Genomic DNA, 17183 nt, shown 5'->3' on the forward strand with positions numbered 1-17183 from the left:
GTGATGACTGCGCGCCGCAAGCGGGATCGGCTGAAAGGCTGCGGGCATGCTCCCCGCCGACGCGGGGGTGGTCCGACGTAGTCGGCGCTGAGTTGCTCGTAGATCCAGTGGTCCCCGCCGACGCGGGGTTGGCGAGGAGGGTCACCTGTCCCCCTCCAGTTCTCCCTCAAGTTCGAGGTAGGTCGCGCGGAGCCGGTCCAGCGTTTCTTGGTTCGGCTCCGCCCACAGCCCTCGGTCCGCCGCCTCCAGAAGCCGTTCGGTGATGCCCCTCAGAGCCCAAGGGTTGGACCTCTTCATGAAGTCCCTGTTCTGGGCGTCGAAGACGTACTCCGCCGACAACTTCTCGTACATCCAGTCGTCCACGACCCCGGCCGTGGCGTCGTACCCGAACAGGTAGTCCACCGTCGCCGCCATCTCGAAGGCGCCCTTGTAGCCGTGCCGCCGCATGGCCGCCATCCAGCGCGGGTTGACCACCCGGGCGCGGAACACCCGGTGCGTCTCCTCGCCCAGCGTGCGGGTCTTCACCTGGTCCGGGGTGGCCGAGTCGCCGACGTACGCCTCGGGGCTCGCGCCCGTCAGATGGCGGACCATGGCGACCATGCCGCCGTGGTACTGGAAGTAGTCGTCGGCGTCGACGAGGTCGTGCTCCCGCGTGTCGACGTTCTTCGCGGCGACCGCGATCCGCCGGAACGCCGTCTCCATGTCCCCGCGCGCGGCCCGCCCGTCCAGCCCCCGCCCGTAGGCGTAGCCGCCCCACACCGCGTACACCTCGGCGAGGTCCGCGTCGGAGCGCCAGTTGCGGGCGTCGATCAGCGGCAGCAGACCCGCCCCGTACGCCCCCGGCTTGGAGCCGAAGATCCGGGCGGTCGCCCGGCGCCGGTCGCCGTGCTCGGCGGTGTCCTCATCGGCGTGCGCCCGGACGTAGTTCTGCTCGGCGGGCTCGTCCAGCTCGGCGACCTTGCGGACGGCGTCGTCGATCAGCCCCACCACGTGCGGGAACGCGTCCCGGAAGAAGCCCGAGATACGGACCGTCACGTCGATGCGCGGCCGGCCGAGCTCCTCCGGGGGGATCACCTCGAACCCGGTCACCCGGCGCGAGGCGTCGTCCCACACCGGCCGGCAGCCCAGCAGCGCCAGGATCTCGGCGATGTCGTCGCCCTGGGTGCGCATGGCCGAGGTGCCCCACACCGTCAGGCCGACGGACTTCGGGTACGCACCGGTGTCGGTCAGATACCGCTGCACCAGCGAGTCCGCGAGCGACTGCCCGACCTCCCAGCTCAGCCGGGACGGGATCGCCTTGGGGTCGACGGAGTAGAAGTTGCGTCCCGTCGGCAGGACGTTGACCAGACCGCGGGTCGGCGAACCGGAGGGACCGGCAGGGACGTAACCGCCGTCCAGCGCCCGCAGGATGTGCCCGATCTCGTCGGTGGTCCGGGCCAGCCGCGGCACGACCTCCGTGCAGGCGAACTCCAGCACCGCCACGGCGTCGGGGACGTCCCTGCCGAGCACATCCCGGACCAGCGCCGGGACCTCGGCGACCGTCCAGTCGCGCTCCTCCATGCCCTCCGCGATCCGCCGGCACAGCTGCTCCAGCAGGTCGATCGCGTCGGCGCCGGTGCGCGCCGGGCCCGCCACCAGGCCCGTCAGCTCCGCCGGCACCTTCAGCGGAGCGCCCGGTTCGGCCAGCAACTCCTTCTCCACCAGCCCGAAGTGCTCCGCCAGCGCCGCCCTCAGCCCGGGCAGCGCGTCTGCCTGACCGCCCCACACCTGCGAGGCGCGCAGCACCGCCAGCACGAGGTTGACGCGCGGTTCGCCGACCGGGCCGCCGCCCAGGACGTGCAGGCCGTCGCGGATCTGCACGTCCTTGATCTCGCACAGATAGCCGTCGATGTGCATGACGAACTCGTCGAACGCCTCGTCGTCCGGCTGTTCGTCGACATGCAGGTCATGGTGCAGCTCGGCGGCCTTGACCAGGGTCCAGATCTGCGCGCGCACCGCCGGGGCCTTCGCCGGGTCCAGGTCGGAGACGAGCGCGTACTCGTCCAGGAGCTGCTCCAGCTTGGCCAGGTCGCCGTAGGTGTCGGCGCGGGCCATCGGCGGCACCAGGTGGTCGACGACCGTGGCGTGCCCGCGCCGCTTGGCCTGGGTGCCCTCGCCCGGGTCGTTGACGATGAACGGGTAGATCAGCGGCAGCTCCCCGAGCACGGCGTCCGGGGCGCACCCGCCGCTGAGCCCGAGGCCCTTGCCGGGCAGCCACTCCAGCGTGCCGTGCTTGCCCATGTGCACGATCGCGTCCGCGCCGAAACTGTTCTCCAGCCAGCGGTAGGCGGCCATGTAGTGGTGGGACGGCGGCATGTCCGGGTCGTGGTAGATCGCGATGGGGTTCTCGCCGAAGCCGCGCGGCGGCTGGATCATCACGACGACGTTCCCGAACCGCAGGGACGCCAGCACGATGTCGTCCCCGTCGACGTAGAGGCCGCCCGGTGGCTCGCCCCACGCCTCGGTCATGGCGTCCCTCAGCTCTGGGTCGAGCTGGTCGAACCAGGCCCGGTAGTCCGCCAGCGGCACCCGCGCGGGCGCGGCGGCCAGCTGCTCGTCCGTCAGCCACTCCACGTCGTGCCCGCCGGCCTCGATGAGCCGGTGGATCAGCTCGTCACCGCCCTCGGGGTACTCGGTGAGGCCGTACCCGGCGTCCCTGAGGGCGTCCAGCACCCGCACGGCCGAGGCCGGGGTGTCCAGTCCGACGGCGTTGCCGACCCGCGAGTGCTTGGTCGGGTAGGCGGTGAAGACGAGCGCGACCTTCTTCTCGGCGTTCGCTTTGTGCTTCAACCGCGCGTGCCGTACGGCGATCCCGGCGACCCGCGCGGCCCGCTCCGGGTCGGCGACGTACACGGGCACGTCGTCCGCGCCCTGTTCCTTGAACGAGAACGGCACGGTGATCAGCCGCCCGTCGAACTCCGGGATCGCCACCTGCATCGCGGCGTCCATGGGGGACAGGGCTGCGTCGGACGCTTCCCAGGCGCTCCGTGAGGACGTCAGGCACAGCCCTTGCAGCACGGGGATGTTCAGCTCGGCGAGGGCGCCGATGTCCCAGGACTCCTCGTCACCGCCCGCCGAGGCCTGCGAGGCGTGGGTGCCGCCGGCGGCGAGGACGGTGGCGACGAGGGCGTCCGCCCGCCCGAGGATCTCGTACAGCCCCGCGTCGGCCCCGCGCAGCGAACCGCAGTACACGGGGAGCGCGTTGGCGCCCCGCGCCTCGATCGCGTCGCACAGGGTGTCCACGAAGGCGGTGTTGCCGCTCAGCTCGTGCGCCCGGTAGAAGAGCACGCCGACGGTCGGGCGGCCCTCGACCTGGGCGCGCTCGCCCCGGACGCCGTACTCCGGCATCCGCTGCGGCGCGGCGAAGCCCTCGCCCGTGAGCAGCACGGTGTCGGACAGGAACCGCGCCAGCTCGGTGAGGTTGGCCGGCCCGCCCTCCACGAGGTACTTCAGCGCCTCCGCGACGACACCGGCCGGCACCGACGACTCGGCCATCAGCTCCGCGTCGGGCACGGCCTCGCCGCCCAGCAGCACGGTCGGGACACCGGACGCCTTCAGCGCGGCGAGCCCGTCCTCCCAGGCCCGCTTGCCGCCGAGCAGCCGCACGACGGCGATGTCCGCGCCGTCGAGCAGGGCCGGAAGCTCCTCCTGGACGTCCACGCGGGTCGGGTTGCCGATCCGGTACGAGGCTCCGGCGGCGGCCCGGGCCGCCAGCAGGTCGGTGTCGGCGGTCGACAACAACAACACAGTGCTCATGCGGGCGCTCCCGGTGGAATGAAGGGCAGTCCTCGCGGCGCGCCCGACTCGATGAGCCGCCACAGCGCGTCCGTGTCCGCGTGCTGTTCGATCAGGTCGCCGAGCCGGTCGAGCTGCTCCTCGCGCAGCGCGGCGAACGAGGTGTCCGGCGCCGGCACGAAGCGGCGCCCCGCGGCGGCCGCCACCTCGCGCAGGAAGGCCCGCCGGAACCCGTCCGACTCCAGCGAGCCGTGCCAGTGCGTGCCCCAGGTCTGGCCGACCCGGCAGCCGTCCAGGCTGTGTCCATGGTCATCAGAGATGAACGCGTCCCCTCCGGTGACGTCGGCGACCCCGTGATGGATCTCGTAGCCCTCCACGCGCTCCCCGAGGGCCTCGCCCTCCGGCCGCGTGAGGGTCTTCTCGCGGGCGAACCGCACCCGCACGGGCAGGACCCCGAGCCCCTCGACATGCCCCCGGCGGCTCTCCACGTCGTCCTCGATGTGCTCGCCGAGGATCTGGAAGCCGCCGCAGATCCCGAGGACGGGCCGCTGCTCGGCGGCCCTGCGGACCAGGGCCTCGGCGAGCCCCCGCTCCCGCAGCCACTCCAGCGCACGGACGGTCCCCCGGGTCCCGGGCACGATGACGAGGTCGGCGTCGGCGAGTTCCTCCGGCCGGTCCACGAACCGCACCACGACACCCGGTTCGGCGGCCAGCGCGTCCACGTCCGTGAAGTTGGACATGAGCGGAACGGCGCACACGGCGACGCGCAGCACGTCCTCGCCGACCGGCGGGGCGACGACGGACTCCCGGACCGTCCCCCGCAGGGAGACGCGCAGCCCGTCCTCCTCGTCGATCCCCAGCCCGTGCCGGAAGGGCAGGACACCGTACGTACGCCGCCCGGTGAGGCCCTGCAACATGTCGAGCCCCGGCTCCAGCAGGGAGACGTCCCCCCGGAACTTGTTCACGAGGAACCCGGCGACGCACTCCTGGTCCTCGCGCGACAGCAGCGCCACGGTCCCGAAGAACGAGGCGAAGACACCGCCCCGGTCGATGTCGCCGACGACGAGCACAGGGAGCCCGGCGTTGCGGGCGATCCCCATGTTGACGATGTCCGTCCGCCGCAGATTGATCTCGGCCGGACTGCCCGCCCCCTCACAGATCACCGCGTCATACGTGCCCCGCAACTGCTCCAGGCAGTCCAGCACGGTTCCGAGCAGCTTCTGCTGCCGTCCGCCGTGGTACCCGCGTGCGCTGAGCTCCCCGACCGGCTTGCCCAGCAGCACGACCTGGCTGCTGCTCTCGCCGCCGGGCTTGAGCAGCACCGGGTTCATCAGCGCCGTCGGCTCGACGCGGCAGGCCTGCGCCTGCATGGCCTGCGCCCGGCCGATCTCGGCGCCCTCCTTGGTCACGAAGGAGTTGAGGGACATGTTCTGCGCCTTGAAGGGCGCGACCTTGACGCCCTGCCGCACCAGCCACCGGCAGATCCCGGCGGTCACGACGCTCTTGCCTGCGTCGGACGTGGTGCCGGCGACCAGAAGCCCACCGCCCGTCATGACGTACGCCCTTTCGCGATGCGGCGCGCGGCGGCACAGACGCCGAGCGCGAGCCAGCCGACACGCCTGGACAGCCGTACGGCCCGTTCGATGTCCCGGGTGGCGACGGCGCGCCCGGCCCTGTTGAGCACGGGCCGGTGCTCGACGCGCCCGCCGTACGCCAGGGTCCCACCCAGCCGCACCCCGAGCGCCCCCGCGAACGAGGCCTCCACGGGCCCGGCGTTGGGGCTCGGATGCCGGTCGGCGTCGGCACGCCAGGCGCGCACCGCTCCCCGGGGATCGTCTCCTGCCAGGGCCGCGAGCACGGCGGTCAGCCGGGCCCCAGGCCAGCCCGCGAGATCGTCCAGCCGCGCGGAGGCCCACCCGTAGCGCCGGTACCGGGCCGACTTGTGCCCGACCATGGCGTCGAGGGTGTTGACGGCCCGGAACCCGAGGAGCCCCGGCACACCGCCGACGGCCCCCCACACCAGTGCCCCCACGACCGCGTCGGAGGTGTTCTCGGCGACGGACTCGACCACGGCCCGGGCGATCCCGTCGGCGTCGAGCGCCTGCGGATCCCGCCCGCACAGATGCGGCAGCCGCGCCCGGGCGCCGTCGACGTCCCCCGCCTCCAGGGCACGCCCGATGGCCCGTGCCTCCCGCGCGAGCGAAGTCCCCCCGACCACGGCCCAGGTGGCGGCACCGGTCAGTGCCACGGAGGCGACAGGGAAGTTCCGCACGGCGCGCGCGGCGACGCCCCCGAGCGCGAGGGCTCCTCCGGCGCACACCACGGTGTGCAGCGCGCCCCACCCCCGGTGGTCCCGCCACAACATCCGTTCCACGGCGCCCGCGGCCCGCCCGAACACGGCGACCGGATGCCCCCGGCGGGGATCGCCGAGCAGCAGGTCACCGATCAGACCGGCGGCGGCGCCGTACGCGAAGACGCGACCGGCACCCATGGGCTCAGCCGGCCGCGGGGGCGGGCAGGGGTGGGGTAATGAACCTCGATCGGCAGCCGCGCATGGCGATATGTCCTCACTCAGGGTGTCCACGCCCTGGTTCGACTAGACCGGCGGTGAGAGTTCCTGGCTCCCGGGGATTGCTACCCCGGTGACAGTGGCGGGACCGCGCCGGACTTCCACCGGCTTCCTCTCCTGCCGCCGTTGATGGCCCCGGCAGTCCACCACGGCCGGGTTCAGCCGTCAACTTGCCGTTGACCTGCGAGGGGAGAGTGTGCAGAAGCCCACACCGCCCCCCGCACACGACAACCGGGCGGCACAGAACCGAAGTCCCGAACCGCCCGGCGGAAGTGACCGTGGTCAGGCCACGATCAGATAGATCCCATAGCCCACGGCCGCCGCACACGCCGCGAAGCACGCGTACGCGCCCGTCACGGCAAGTCCCGCGGAGCCGCCGGCGGCCACCGCCCGCTCGCGGCGGGACAGGCCGGTGATGCCGAGGGTGAACAGGCCCACGAGGGCCACGGTGACCACGAGGCTGACGCCGAAGACGGAACCGAGGGCCGCCCAGTCGATCTTCATATCGGAGACTCTTCCTTGTTACCGGTCGGCGGGGTCAGACCGTGGTGGTCGTCGAGGGCGTCCGCTCGGCGGCGGCCTGGGCCGGGAACGACGGCAACGGGTCCTCCGTCGCCTCCGTCACCGTGCCGGCCGGCGGCGGCGTCACCGCGGCCATCGCCGCGGTCACCACACCGGCCGGCTCCGCCGCGTCGGCGTCGTTGACGTTGGTGTGGTCGACGACCTCACGCCGCGAGAGCTTCCAGATCGCCGCGCTGGAGGCGACGAGGAAGACGGCCACCACCGCGGTGCCCCAGCTGCCGAAGCCGGTGACGTACTCGGCGAGCGCGCCCACCAAGGCCGCCGCCGGCAGCGTCAGGCCCCACGCGACGAACATCCGCGTCGCCGTCGACCAGCGGACGACACCGCCCTTGCGGCCGAGCCCCGCGCCCATCACCGAGCCGGAGACGGAGTGGGTGGTGGAGAGGGAGAAGCCGATGTGCGAGGAGGCCAGGATGACCGTGGCCGCGCTGGTCTGGGCGGCGAAGCCCTGCTGCGGCTGGAGGTCCGTCAGGCCCTTGCCCATGGTGCGGATGATGCGCCAGCCACCGAGGTACGTGCCGAGCGCGATGGCGAGACCCGCCGAGAGGATGACCCAGGTGGGCGGGTCGGAGTCGGGGGCGACGGCGCCGCCGGCGACCAGGGCGAGGGTGATGACACCCATCGTCTTCTGGGCGTCGTTCGTGCCGTGGGCCAGCGAGACGAGGCCCGCGGAGGCGATCTGGCCGGCCCGGTAGCCCTTCTCGGAGGCCTTGCCGTCGGCCTTCTTGCCGAGGGAGTACGTCAGCCGGGTCGCGAGCATCGCCGCGATGCCCGCGACCAGCGGGGCGGCGATCGCCGGGATCAGCACCTTGGTGACCAGCACGTCGCCGTGGACAGCGCCGACGCCCGCCGAGGCGATCGTGGCGCCGATCAGGCCGCCCATCAGGGCGTGCGAGGAGCTCGACGGCAAGCCGACCAGCCAGGTCAGCAGGTTCCAGAGGATCGCGCCGACCAGGGCGGCGAAGATGACCTCGGGACGGATGCCGGTCTCGTCGACGAGACCCTTGGAGATCGTGTTGGCGACTTCCACCGACAGGAAGGCGCCGACCAGGTTGAGGACGGCGGACATGGCGACGGCGACCTTGGGCCGCATGGCGCCCGTGGAAATGGTCGTGGCCATCGCGTTCGCCGTGTCGTGGAAACCGTTCGTGAAATCGAACGCGAGTGCGGTTACCACCACAATCGCGAGGATCAGCGAGAAGCTTTCCATTTACCCAGGCAATCGTTCGAGGTCATTGGCTCGTCGAACGTAGGTAACCCGAGTGAACGGAAGATGAACTGAGGGGGGCGCATGGGTGTCCGCAATCGAGGTTTAGGGTTCCGCCGTGGGGGCGGGGTGGTATGCACCTTTTCGTATACACGGCTTCCGGCCTGAAGCGGACCCGCCCTGCGGCGCGTTGAGGGCCCGCCTGGCAGGATCGCCGCATGGCTGAGCAGCGAGGCGACGGGCGGGACGTGCGGGACGTGGGGGAGTCGCGGCGCAGAGGCGTGCGCCCCGAGGAGGCGGGCGCCTGGGAGGAACTCGTCACGACCGCCCGCCGGACCGTCTCCGACGGGCTCGTCGTCGGCACGTCCGGGAACGTCTCGGTGCGCGTCGGGGACACGGTCCTGGTCACGCCCTCGGGCGTCCCCTACGACCGGCTGCAGCCGGACGACGTGACGGGCGTCGGCCTCGACGGCCGGCAGGTCCTCGGCACCCTCGTCCCGACCAGCGAGCTGCCCATGCACCTCGCGGTCTACCGCACGACCGGCGCCCGTGCCGTCGTCCACACCCACGCCGTGCACGCGACGGCCGTCTCGACGCTCGTGAGCGAGCTGCCGCTGATCCACTACATGGCCGCCGCGCTCGGCGGACCCGTCCGGGTCGCCCCGTACGCCACGTACGGCACCGCCGAGCTGGCCGAGAACATGCTCCGCGCCCTCGCCGACCGCTCCGGCTGCCTCCTCCAGAACCACGGCACCGTCACCCACGGCGCGTCCCTGGACCAGGCCTACGACCGCACGGCCCAGCTGGAATGGATGTGCCGCCTGTGGCTGACCGCCACATCGGTCCCGGGCCTGTCCCCGAGCCTGCTGTCGCAGGAGCAGCTGGCGGAGGTCCAGGAACAACTGCGGGGCTACGGGCAACGCGGCTGACGTCCGCCCGGACGCCCGGTACTGCCGGGCTTGCCCGAATGCCCCGGGCCGACGGGTCCGGCCTGCCGCCCCGGGCCGACGCGTCTGCCGGATGCCCCGTCCTGCTCCGGCCGCCTCGGCCCACCGGCCGGGTATGCCACCGGTGCGCCGCCGACGCCGCCAACTCTCGCGGCTCTCCTGGGGGCCGTCCGGCCGTGCGCTGCCCGCGCCGCCGTTCTGTGCGTACGAGGGCACATGCGCGGGCTGAGTTCGCCCTGCCCTCCGGGCGCCTCGGTCACGCCGCTGCCCCAGCGTCTCCCGAGGGCGCCCAGTACGCCGTGCGCTGCCCGCGCCGCCGTTCTGTGCGTACGAGGGCACATGCGCGGGCTGAGTTCGCCCTGCCCTCCGGGCGCCTCGGTCACGCCGCTGCCCCAGCGTCTCCCGAGGGCGCCCAGTACGCCGTGCGCTGCCCGCGCCGCCGTTCTGTGCGCACGAAGACCACGCACGCCCTCGCCCCACCCCCAGCTCAGCCGCCCCGCCGCCGACACGGACGCCCTTGGCCCCGGGCACGGCCGTCACACCGTCGCCCGCCGGCGCCCTGCGCTCCGGGCGCCGCCCACCCCTCCGCCGCCCACCCGTCCCCCCGGGAGGCAGCCGCACCCAGCCGACCACCCCTATGCCCTCCCGCCCGGCCCCACCGCGCCCATCACCCCGCCGCTGCCGCCCACTGGTCCGTCGCCCGGTCCGCCAGGACACTGGAGCCGTGCGCACTGTCAAAGCGACGGCCGCTGCCGTCACCGCCGTGATCGGAGCCGGTGCGGCCGCCGTGGCCGCCGGGCGGCTCGCCAGTGACGCCGCGCTCAAGGCGCCTCCTGGCAGGCCCCTGCCCACCGAGCCCCGGCTCACCGTGCACGGCACCGCCGCGGGGCAGATCAGCCTCACCCGGGACCTGGCCGCCCTGCGGCCCGGCCGCTACGGCCTGTCAGGCGACGGTTCCCACGCGGTCGTCGGGCCCGTCCTGGCCGGCGCCTCGGACACCGCCGACACCGTCGTACGCCGCCTGGAGAGCGTCACGCACGGCACCCTGAAACCCGGCGACAAGGCCTGGCTCACCCCGAACGTGTACGTCGGCAACCCGAGCGCCGCCCTCGGCATCGAACACGCCGACGTCGACATCCCCGGCGAACTCGGCGCCCTGCCCGCCTGGTTCGTGCCCGGCGCCCGGGACACCTGGGTGATCGCCGTGCACGGCCTCGGCACCACCCGGGAACTCGCCATGAACGTCATGGGGTTCCTGCACCGCAACCACTTCCCCGTGCTCGCCCTCGCCTACCGCGGCGACCTGGGCGCACCCCGCCCGCCCGACGGCCTGAACCACCTCGGCGAGACCGAGTGGCGCGACCTCGACGCGGCGATCCGCCACGCCGTGCGCTCCGGCGCCCGCCAGGTCGTCCTGCACGGCTGGTCCACCGGCGCCACCATGGCCCTGCACGCGGTCGCGCACTCGGGGCTGCGCGACCGCGTCTGCGGGCTCGTCCTGGACTCCCCGGTGCTCAGCTGGGAGACCACCCTGCGCGCGCTCGCCGCGGCCCGCCGCACCCCGGGCGCGCTGCTGCCCCTGGCGGTCCGCGCCGCACAGGGCCGCACCGGCCTGTACGGCGACCGCCTCCCCGGCGCGTCCCCCGCAGCCGGGCTCCGGGTCCCGGCACTCGTCCTCCACGGACCGGACGACACGGTGGCCCCCTGGCAGCTCTCCCGCCGGCTCGCCGACGCCCGCCCCGACCTGGTCGCCTTCCGCACCGTCGGCGACGCGCCCCACTCGGCGATGTGGAACGCCGACCCGCAAGGCTACGAGGAAGCCCTGCGACGCTTCCTGACACCTCTCATCTGACCCCTGGCCCGCACACCGGCCTCCACACCCCCCGTTCATGCCCCCTCGCCCCGTCGCAACCACGTCCCCTCCCACTCCCCGCAGACCGGTCGGGAAGATTCCGTTTAGCGTCGTACCACTGGCTTGTTTGCGGCCCTCGACCATTCACGGGACCCCGTGCGTTGGCCATCCCCGTCGCCCGCCGTGACATTCCGTTTGGGTTTTCGGACCGTCAACCGGAAGACTGCCCTCGTGACGTCCCGTATCCCGCGCGACTCCAGGCTTCGACTCGTCCGCCCGCGACCCCTGGCCGCCGCCCCCAGAGCGATGAACCAGCGGCGCTCGCGCCGCCCCGCACCGCGCCCCCCGGAGGGCACCCCGGCTCCGGCGGAGCTGGCCAGAATGGCACGCTCAGGTCTTGCCGACGCGGCCCGCGTCGCCCGCTGGGCCGACACCGAGCTCGGCCCCGGCCGGGGCAGCGCCACCGCCGACGGCAAGGCCACCCTCTCCGCCGCGACCGCCGAACGGGCCGCCCAGGAGCTGGGCCTGACCCCGGATCAGGTCAGGGCCGACTGGGACACCGCCCGGCTCGCCGGTCTCGTCGAGGTGCACGGCGACAGCGCGCGCCCCGGCTGGCGGCTGCGCGCCTGGGACCGCGACGACAGTGCCGTCCTGCGGGGCTGGGTCGCCCTCTTCGACGCCTGGTCGCTGGCCTGCCCGGAACCCGAGGACCACGAGCCCGCCGCCGTCGCCGAGGTCGTCTCGGCCATGCCGCAGGTGCTCTCCTTCCTCCAGCTGTCCGCCGGGCCCGTCCCCGTGGAGCAGCTCCTCGACCTCCTGGAGCAGCGCGTCACCGAGCTGCGCACCGCACGCTGCGAGATCCCCTACGGCCCGCAGCCCGAGACGCCGGCCGAACAGGCGCCCACCGACGCCCCCCTCGCCCCGCTCCTCGACTGGGCCCTGCGCGCCCTCGCCGCCGTCGGCGCCCTCACCTACGGCGACGGCCAGGCCACGCTCACCCCGCTCGGCAACTGGGCCGTCTGGGTCAAGCTGGAGCAGATCTGCGTCGCCGCGCAGAGCCCCGCCGGGAACATCGAGCAGGCGGCCGAGGACATGCTCCGCGGCTGCGCCCAGCTGCGCCCGAACGCGGCCCGCGCCGAGTACCGGGCCTGGCTCGCCGCCCGCACCGTCGGCAGCGCCGTCACCGAGCTCCTGGCCGCGGCCCGCGGCGAGGACGCCCTGCTGCGCGGCCTCGCCTTCGAGGCGCTGCGCGTGGTCGGCGCCCCCGCCGAGCCGGACGTCCGCGCCGTGCTGGACGAGCCGACGCTCAGGCCGTACGCGCTGCTGTGGCTGGCCGAGCACGACGGGACCGACCCCGAGGACGCCCACGAGGTCCTCACCCGGGAGGAGGCGACCTGGCTGTGGGTGGACACCGCGGCCGCCGTCGCCGACCACGGTGAGGCACCTCTCCTCGTGCGCCACCTGGAGTCCGCCGTGCAGCCGACCGTCCCGATGCTGCTGGACGAGGTGCGCGCCGTCGGGCACCCGCGGACCGTGCAGGTCCTGGTCGCCCTCGCCGCGGCACACCCCGACCCGGCCCTGGCCAAGGCCGTACGCCGGGCCGCCTTCCAGGTGCACACCGGAGGAAGTTAGCCGGACGCCCCGGCGTGGGCCGTCAGCCCGGTATCTCCGGCGCGTACGTCCCGAAACTCCACACGTTGCCCTCGAGGTCCCGGGCCATGTAGTCCCGCGAGCCGTAGTCCTGGTCCGTCGGGGGCATCAGGATCTCCGCGCCGTGGTCCACGGCGCGGCGGTGGTGCGCGTCCACGTCGTCCACGACGACGTACACCCCGGTCGTGTCCGCGTCCTTCATCGCCTTGTCGAAGACGCTGCCGGTGCCCTTGCTGCCGATCATCACCGCGCCGTTGCCCTGTACCAGCTCGGCGTGCATCACCGCGCCGTCCTCGCCCTCGAACACGGACAGCTCCGTGAAGCCGAAGGCCTCCGTGAGCTGCCGGACGGCCGCCTTCGCGTCGGCGTACAGCAGCGTGGGGTAGATGCTCGGACGCCCGCCGGACGTGCCTGCCATACCGATCACTCCCTTGTGTTCGGTCCTTGTGCTCGGTCGCCGGAAAACCGATGATCCGGTTCTGCTGCCCAGTCTGGCACCCACCACTGACAACGACCCGGCGAGACGAGATCCGGCGAGACCAACCGAACACCCGCACGCAGAAAAAGTGGTTGCACCGCCCCGTTAGACTGTCCCCCATGGCCTTTCTCCTCGCGCATTAGACGGCGGGAACGTCCTCAGCCGCCCATTCCGCCCCCGTATCCGCCCTGGAGTCTGTCCGTGATCTCCGCCTCCGGTATCGAGCTGCGCGCCGGTGCCCGCGTCCTCATCGAAAACGCCACCTTCCGCGTCGCCAAGGGCGACCGCATCGGCCTGGTCGGCCGCAACGGCGCGGGGAAGACCACCCTCACCAAGTGCCTGGCGGGGGAGGGCGTGCCCGCCGGCGGCACCATCACCCGCTCCGGCGAGGTCGGTTACCTCCCGCAGGACCCCCGCACCGGCGACCTCGACATCCTCGCCCGCGACCGCATCCTCTCCGCGCGCGGCCTCGACGTACTGATCCGCAAGATGCGCGACAACGAGCAGCGCATCGCCAACGGCCAGGGCGCCACCCGCGAGAAGGCCCTCAAGCAGTACGAGCGGCAGGAGACGGAGTTCCTCACCAAGGGCGGGTACGCCGCCGAGGCCGAGGCCGCCACCATCGCCGCCGCGCTGAACCTTCCCGACCGGGTGCTCGGCCAGCCCCTGCACACGCTCTCCGGCGGTCAGCGCCGCCGTATCGAGCTGGCCCGGATCCTGTTCTCCGACGCGGACACGCTGCTGCTCGACGAGCCCACGAACCACCTCGACGCCGACTCGATCATCTGGCTGCGCGACTACCTCAAGACCTACCGCGGCGGCTTCATCGTGATCTCCCACGACGTCGACCTGGTGGAGACGGTCGTCAATAAGGTGTTCTACCTGGACGCCAACCGCGCCCAGATCGACGTCTACAACATGGGCTGGAAGCTCTACCAGCAGCAGCGCGAGGCCGACGAGAAGCGCCGCAAGCGCGAGCGGCAGAACGCCGAGAAGAAGGCCTCCGCGCTGCATTCGCAGGCCGACAAGATGCGGGCCAAGGCCACCAAGACCGTCGCCGCGCAGAACATGGCCCGCCGAGCGGACAAGCTGCTGGCCGGCCTGGAGGCCGAGCGGAAGTCCGACAAGGTCGCCAAGCTGCGCTTCCCCGAGCCCGCGCCCTGCGGCAAGACCCCGCTGATGGCCGAGGGCCTGTCGAAGTCGTACGGCTCGCTGGAGATCTTCACCGACGTCGACCTGGCCATCGACAAGGGCAGCCGCGTCGTCATCCTGGGCCTCAACGGCGCCGGCAAGACCACCCTGCTGCGGCTGCTGGGCGGCGTCGAGCAGCCCGACACGGGCGCGGTCGTCCCCGGCCACGGCCTGAAGCTCGGCTACTACGCGCAGGAGCACGAGACCCTCGACCCGGAGCGCACGGTCCTGGAGAACATGCGCTCGGCCGCCCCCGACCTGGACCTGGTGGAGGTCCGCAAGACGCTCGGCTCGTTCCTGTTCTCCGGCGACGACGTCGACAAGCCCGCCGGTGTCCTCTCCGGCGGCGAGAAGACGCGCCTGGCGCTCGCCACCCTGGTCGTGTCCTCGGCGAACGTGCTGCTCCTCGACGAGCCGACCAACAACCTCGACCCGGCCAGCCGCGAGGAGATCCTCGGCGCGCTGCGCACGTACAAGGGCGCGGTCGTCCTCGTCACGCACGACGAGGGCGCCGTCGAGGCGCTCCAGCCCGAGCGGATCATCCTGCTGCCCGACGGCGTCGAGGACCTGTGGGGCGCCGACTACGCGGACCTCGTCGCCCTGGCCTGAGAGTCAGTGCGGTTTGATCGAACACGTGATCAACGGCGTATGGATCATTCGGCCCAGCGGTGATCCATCATCTGTGTGAGATCTCCTCGTACCGAGGTGTGTCCTACATCGATTTCGCGGCCGAGCCCCCGATTCTTCCGGGCTCGGCCGCGACGCCTTTCTGACCTGGCCTTTCACGGGGGAATCCGTTCGGGCGTACGGACACCACTCGTCGGAATTTTGTATTCCGTTTGTGGGGACGCGCTCCCGTCGTCACAACCTTGTCTCACGGACCTTGCCGAATGGGTGGCCATCAGGGCCCGGAGGGGTGATCATGAGGAGACCAGAGCGCACTTCCCATGAGGAGGCACGGGTGGCCGAGACTCTGAAGAAGGGCAGCCGGGTGACCGGCGCCGCGCGCGACAAGCTCGCGGCAGACCTGAAGAAGAAGTACGACGCCGGTGCGAGCATCCGGGCGTTGGCCGAGGAGACCGGCCGCTCGTATGGCTTCGTGCACCGCATGCTCAGTGAGTCGGGCGTCACGCTGCGAGGGCGTGGCGGGGCGACGCGGGGCAAAAAGGCCACGGCCTGATCCCCGGGTGGCCCCTCGGCTCCGATGGTGGCCACCCGGTCGGTCGGCTGATCGACCGGGTGGTTACTGTGCAGTCACTTAGCTGACCGCACACCTCGGAGGCGTCCATGGCTTCGCCCGACAAACACCTCGTTCCCGTACTCGACAAGGACGGCGTACGGCTCACCGTCGACGACGCGATCGCCACGGTGACGCTGACCAATCCGGCCAAGCGCAACGCGCAGAGCCCCGCTCTGTGGCGGGCGCTGACCGAGGCAGGGCGGCAGCTGCCGGGCTCCGTCCGCGTCGTGGTGCTGCGGGCCGAGGGCAAGTCCTTCTCGGCCGGTCTCGACCGGCAGGCGTTCACGCCCGAGGGCTTCGACGGGGAACCGTCGTTCATCGACCTCGCGCGTGGCAGTGACGCCGAGCTGGACGCGACCATCGCCGAGTACCAGGAGGCGTTCACCTGGTGGCGGCGCAGCGACATCGTCTCCGTCGCCGCCGTCCAGGGGCATGCCATCGGGGCGGGCTTCCAGCTCGCCCTCGCCTGCGATCTGCGCGTCGTCGCCGACGACGTGCAGTTCGCCATGCGCGAGACCAGCCTCGGACTCGTGTCCGACCTGACGGGCACGCACCCGCTGGTGGGACTCGTCGGCTACGCCCGCGCGCTGGAGATCTGCGTGACCGGGCGCTTCGTCACGGCCGACGAGGCCATGAACACCGGTCTGGCCAACGTGGCCGTGCCCGCCGACCAGCTCGACGACACGGTCCGCGACCTCGTGTCGGCCGTGCTCGCGGCGCCCCGCGACGCGGTCGTCGAGACCAAGGCACTGCTGCGCGGTGCCCAGGACCGCACCTACGAGGACCAGCGCACCGCGGAACGCCAGTCCCAGGCCCGCCGCCTGCGGGACCTCGCGGGCATCGGGGACTGATCCGGCCGGATCACGCCCGTCGCGGGCGTCACCCGGGGAGTTGCCGCCGGGTGCCGCTCGCTCAGCCGATCCCGCTCACCAGGACCGCCACCGTCGGATGGTCCTGCAGTGTCGCCCGTACCGCTGTGCGGACCTCGCGGGCCACGTCCCGGGCCCGGTGGTCCTCCCGCACCGCGAGTTCCAGTCGGACGTGGCGGTGCGGCAGGGCGGTGTCGCCCCGGAGTTCCTCGATGTGCACGGGGTGGCCCAGTGCGCCGGTCAGCCGGAGTACGCCCGGGACCCCGAGCGCGGCGGCGGCGACACGTCTCTCGTCGTCGCCCCCGGCCTCGGCGGCGTGCGGTGGCTCGGGGAGCGGCGCGGCGGGCCCGGGCGGTTCCGTCTCCTCGTCCAGCAGGCCCGTCACGCGCAGATCCACCTCCCTCACCGTCAGACCGAGCCGCTGCGTCGCGGCCGTCGCCAGCGCCGCCCGCAGCAGGGACGCCGTCGTCGGCAGCGGCTGCGAGGCCGTGGCCGCGAACTCCGCCGTCACCCGCAGGGGCCCGGGCGGCAGACCGCTCGGCGGGGCCGGCACGACAGAACTGCCGGTCTCCGCCGGATCGGCGAGCGCGACGCGGAGCGTGTCGAGGCGCACGCCCGGAGCGTCCCCCGCCGCACGCCGCAGCACCGCCTCTGCCGCCCGCTCGGCGATCCATGCGCCGTCCCGCGCATCACCCAGCGGCAGCAGCTTGCCGAGGCCCAGCTGATGTCTCACTGCCTGCGTCCACCGATCGGCCGTCATTCCTCCAGCCTGCCGCATCAAAGGCGCGTATCCACGCAACCGTGCTTACGGTGGTCGAAGGACG

The 17183-nt window shown here is 72.8% G+C and carries 13 protein-coding genes and 1 riboswitch; of the genes, 6 read left to right on the forward strand and 7 right to left on the reverse strand.

From position 1 onward, the window contains the following. Positions 1-141: 141 nt before the first annotated feature. The 5 genes from cobN to ACIBL4_RS16350 all read right to left on the reverse strand — a co-directional run bounded on the left by cobN (position 142) and on the right by ACIBL4_RS16350 (position 8135). Positions 142-3795 carry a cobaltochelatase subunit CobN gene (gene cobN, locus ACIBL4_RS16330; RefSeq protein ID WP_399410443.1) on the reverse strand — a complete coding sequence of 1218 codons (3654 nt, stop codon included), beginning with the start codon at positions 3793-3795 and terminating at the stop codon, positions 142-144. Then, positions 3792-5327 carry a cobyric acid synthase gene (locus tag ACIBL4_RS16335; RefSeq protein WP_399410445.1) on the reverse strand — a complete coding sequence of 512 codons (1536 nt, stop codon included), beginning with the start codon at positions 5325-5327 and terminating at the stop codon, positions 3792-3794. The genes cobN and ACIBL4_RS16335 overlap by 4 nt, the downstream gene beginning before the upstream one ends. Next, positions 5324-6265: a cobalamin biosynthesis protein gene (locus ACIBL4_RS16340; protein ID WP_399410447.1), complete on the reverse strand. Its 942-nt coding sequence runs from the start codon at positions 6263-6265 to the stop codon at positions 5324-5326. Before ACIBL4_RS16340 ends, ACIBL4_RS16335 begins: the two co-directional genes overlap by 4 nt. Positions 6266-6363: 98 nt before the next feature. Then, a riboswitch (cobalamin riboswitch) is annotated at positions 6364-6498 on the reverse strand. Positions 6499-6625: 127 nt separating this feature from the next. After that, positions 6626-6847, reverse strand: a complete 222-nt coding sequence (locus ACIBL4_RS16345) for a hypothetical protein (RefSeq protein ID WP_086606028.1) — start codon at positions 6845-6847, stop codon at positions 6626-6628. Positions 6848-6881: 34 nt separating this feature from the next. After that, positions 6882-8135, reverse strand: a complete 1254-nt coding sequence (locus tag ACIBL4_RS16350) for an anion permease (protein ID WP_399410449.1) — start codon at positions 8133-8135, stop codon at positions 6882-6884. A gap of 215 nt (positions 8136-8350) precedes the next feature. Here ACIBL4_RS16350 and ACIBL4_RS16355 point away from each other — a divergent pair, with 215 nt between their 5' ends. The 3 genes from ACIBL4_RS16355 to ACIBL4_RS16365 all read left to right on the forward strand — a co-directional run bounded on the left by ACIBL4_RS16355 (position 8351) and on the right by ACIBL4_RS16365 (position 12563). Next, complete coding sequence (locus tag ACIBL4_RS16355; RefSeq protein WP_399410451.1) at positions 8351-9061, forward strand: class II aldolase/adducin family protein; 711 nt, start codon at positions 8351-8353, stop codon at positions 9059-9061. 742 nt (positions 9062-9803) lie between these two features. Continuing rightward, positions 9804-10931, forward strand: coding sequence for an alpha/beta hydrolase (locus ACIBL4_RS16360; RefSeq protein ID WP_399410453.1), 1128 nt, complete (start codon positions 9804-9806; stop codon positions 10929-10931). Positions 10932-11162: 231 nt separating this feature from the next. Next, a complete protein-coding gene (locus tag ACIBL4_RS16365; protein WP_399410455.1) occupies positions 11163-12563 on the forward strand; it encodes a hypothetical protein in 1401 nt (466 codons plus the stop codon). A 22-nt stretch (positions 12564-12585) separates the two neighbouring features. Here ACIBL4_RS16365 and ACIBL4_RS16370 read toward each other — a convergent pair whose 3' ends face one another. Beyond that, a complete protein-coding gene (locus ACIBL4_RS16370; RefSeq protein ID WP_399410457.1) occupies positions 12586-12999 on the reverse strand; it encodes a VOC family protein in 414 nt (137 codons plus the stop codon). Positions 13000-13260: 261 nt separating this feature from the next. Between ACIBL4_RS16370 and ACIBL4_RS16375 the strand changes: the two genes are divergently transcribed. From ACIBL4_RS16375 to ACIBL4_RS16385, 3 genes are all read left to right on the forward strand, one after another. Continuing rightward, positions 13261-14859, forward strand: coding sequence for an ABC-F family ATP-binding cassette domain-containing protein (locus ACIBL4_RS16375; RefSeq protein WP_399410459.1), 1599 nt, complete (start codon positions 13261-13263; stop codon positions 14857-14859). A gap of 352 nt (positions 14860-15211) precedes the next feature. Continuing rightward, the gene (locus ACIBL4_RS16380) at positions 15212-15430 is read left to right on the forward strand and encodes a helix-turn-helix domain-containing protein (protein ID WP_010037790.1); all 219 of its coding nucleotides are present in this window, start codon (positions 15212-15214) and stop codon (positions 15428-15430) included. A gap of 107 nt (positions 15431-15537) precedes the next feature. Beyond that, the gene (locus ACIBL4_RS16385; RefSeq protein ID WP_399410461.1) at positions 15538-16341 is read left to right on the forward strand and encodes an enoyl-CoA hydratase/isomerase family protein; all 804 of its coding nucleotides are present in this window, start codon (positions 15538-15540) and stop codon (positions 16339-16341) included. 61 nt (positions 16342-16402) lie between these two features. Here the strand turns inward: ACIBL4_RS16385 and ACIBL4_RS16390 are convergent, their stop codons facing one another. Beyond that, positions 16403-17119: a nucleopolyhedrovirus P10 family protein gene (locus tag ACIBL4_RS16390; protein ID WP_399410463.1), complete on the reverse strand. Its 717-nt coding sequence runs from the start codon at positions 17117-17119 to the stop codon at positions 16403-16405. Positions 17120-17183 lie beyond the last annotated feature (64 nt).

The sequence above is a fragment of the Streptomyces sp. NPDC050416 genome (genome assembly GCF_044458845.1).
Classification (GTDB): domain Bacteria; phylum Actinomycetota; class Actinomycetes; order Streptomycetales; family Streptomycetaceae; genus Streptomyces.

Coding starts and splice junctions, on each gene's coding strand:
- ACIBL4_RS16385 (WP_399410461.1), top strand. CDS start 15,538: ATGGCTTCGCCCGACAAACACCTCGTTCCCGTACTCGACAAGGACGGC.
- ACIBL4_RS16335 (WP_399410445.1), bottom strand. CDS start 5,327: ATGACGGGCGGTGGGCTTCTGGTCGCCGGCACCACGTCCGACGCAGGC.
- ACIBL4_RS16350 (WP_399410449.1), bottom strand. CDS start 8,135: ATGGAAAGCTTCTCGCTGATCCTCGCGATTGTGGTGGTAACCGCACTC.
- ACIBL4_RS16340 (WP_399410447.1), bottom strand. CDS start 6,265: ATGGGTGCCGGTCGCGTCTTCGCGTACGGCGCCGCCGCCGGTCTGATC.
- cobN (WP_399410443.1), bottom strand. CDS start 3,795: ATGAGCACTGTGTTGTTGTTGTCGACCGCCGACACCGACCTGCTGGCG.
- ACIBL4_RS16355 (WP_399410451.1), top strand. CDS start 8,351: ATGGCTGAGCAGCGAGGCGACGGGCGGGACGTGCGGGACGTGGGGGAG.
- ACIBL4_RS16345 (WP_086606028.1), bottom strand. CDS start 6,847: ATGAAGATCGACTGGGCGGCCCTCGGTTCCGTCTTCGGCGTCAGCCTC.
- ACIBL4_RS16370 (WP_399410457.1), bottom strand. CDS start 12,999: ATGGCAGGCACGTCCGGCGGGCGTCCGAGCATCTACCCCACGCTGCTG.
- ACIBL4_RS16390 (WP_399410463.1), bottom strand. CDS start 17,119: ATGACGGCCGATCGGTGGACGCAGGCAGTGAGACATCAGCTGGGCCTC.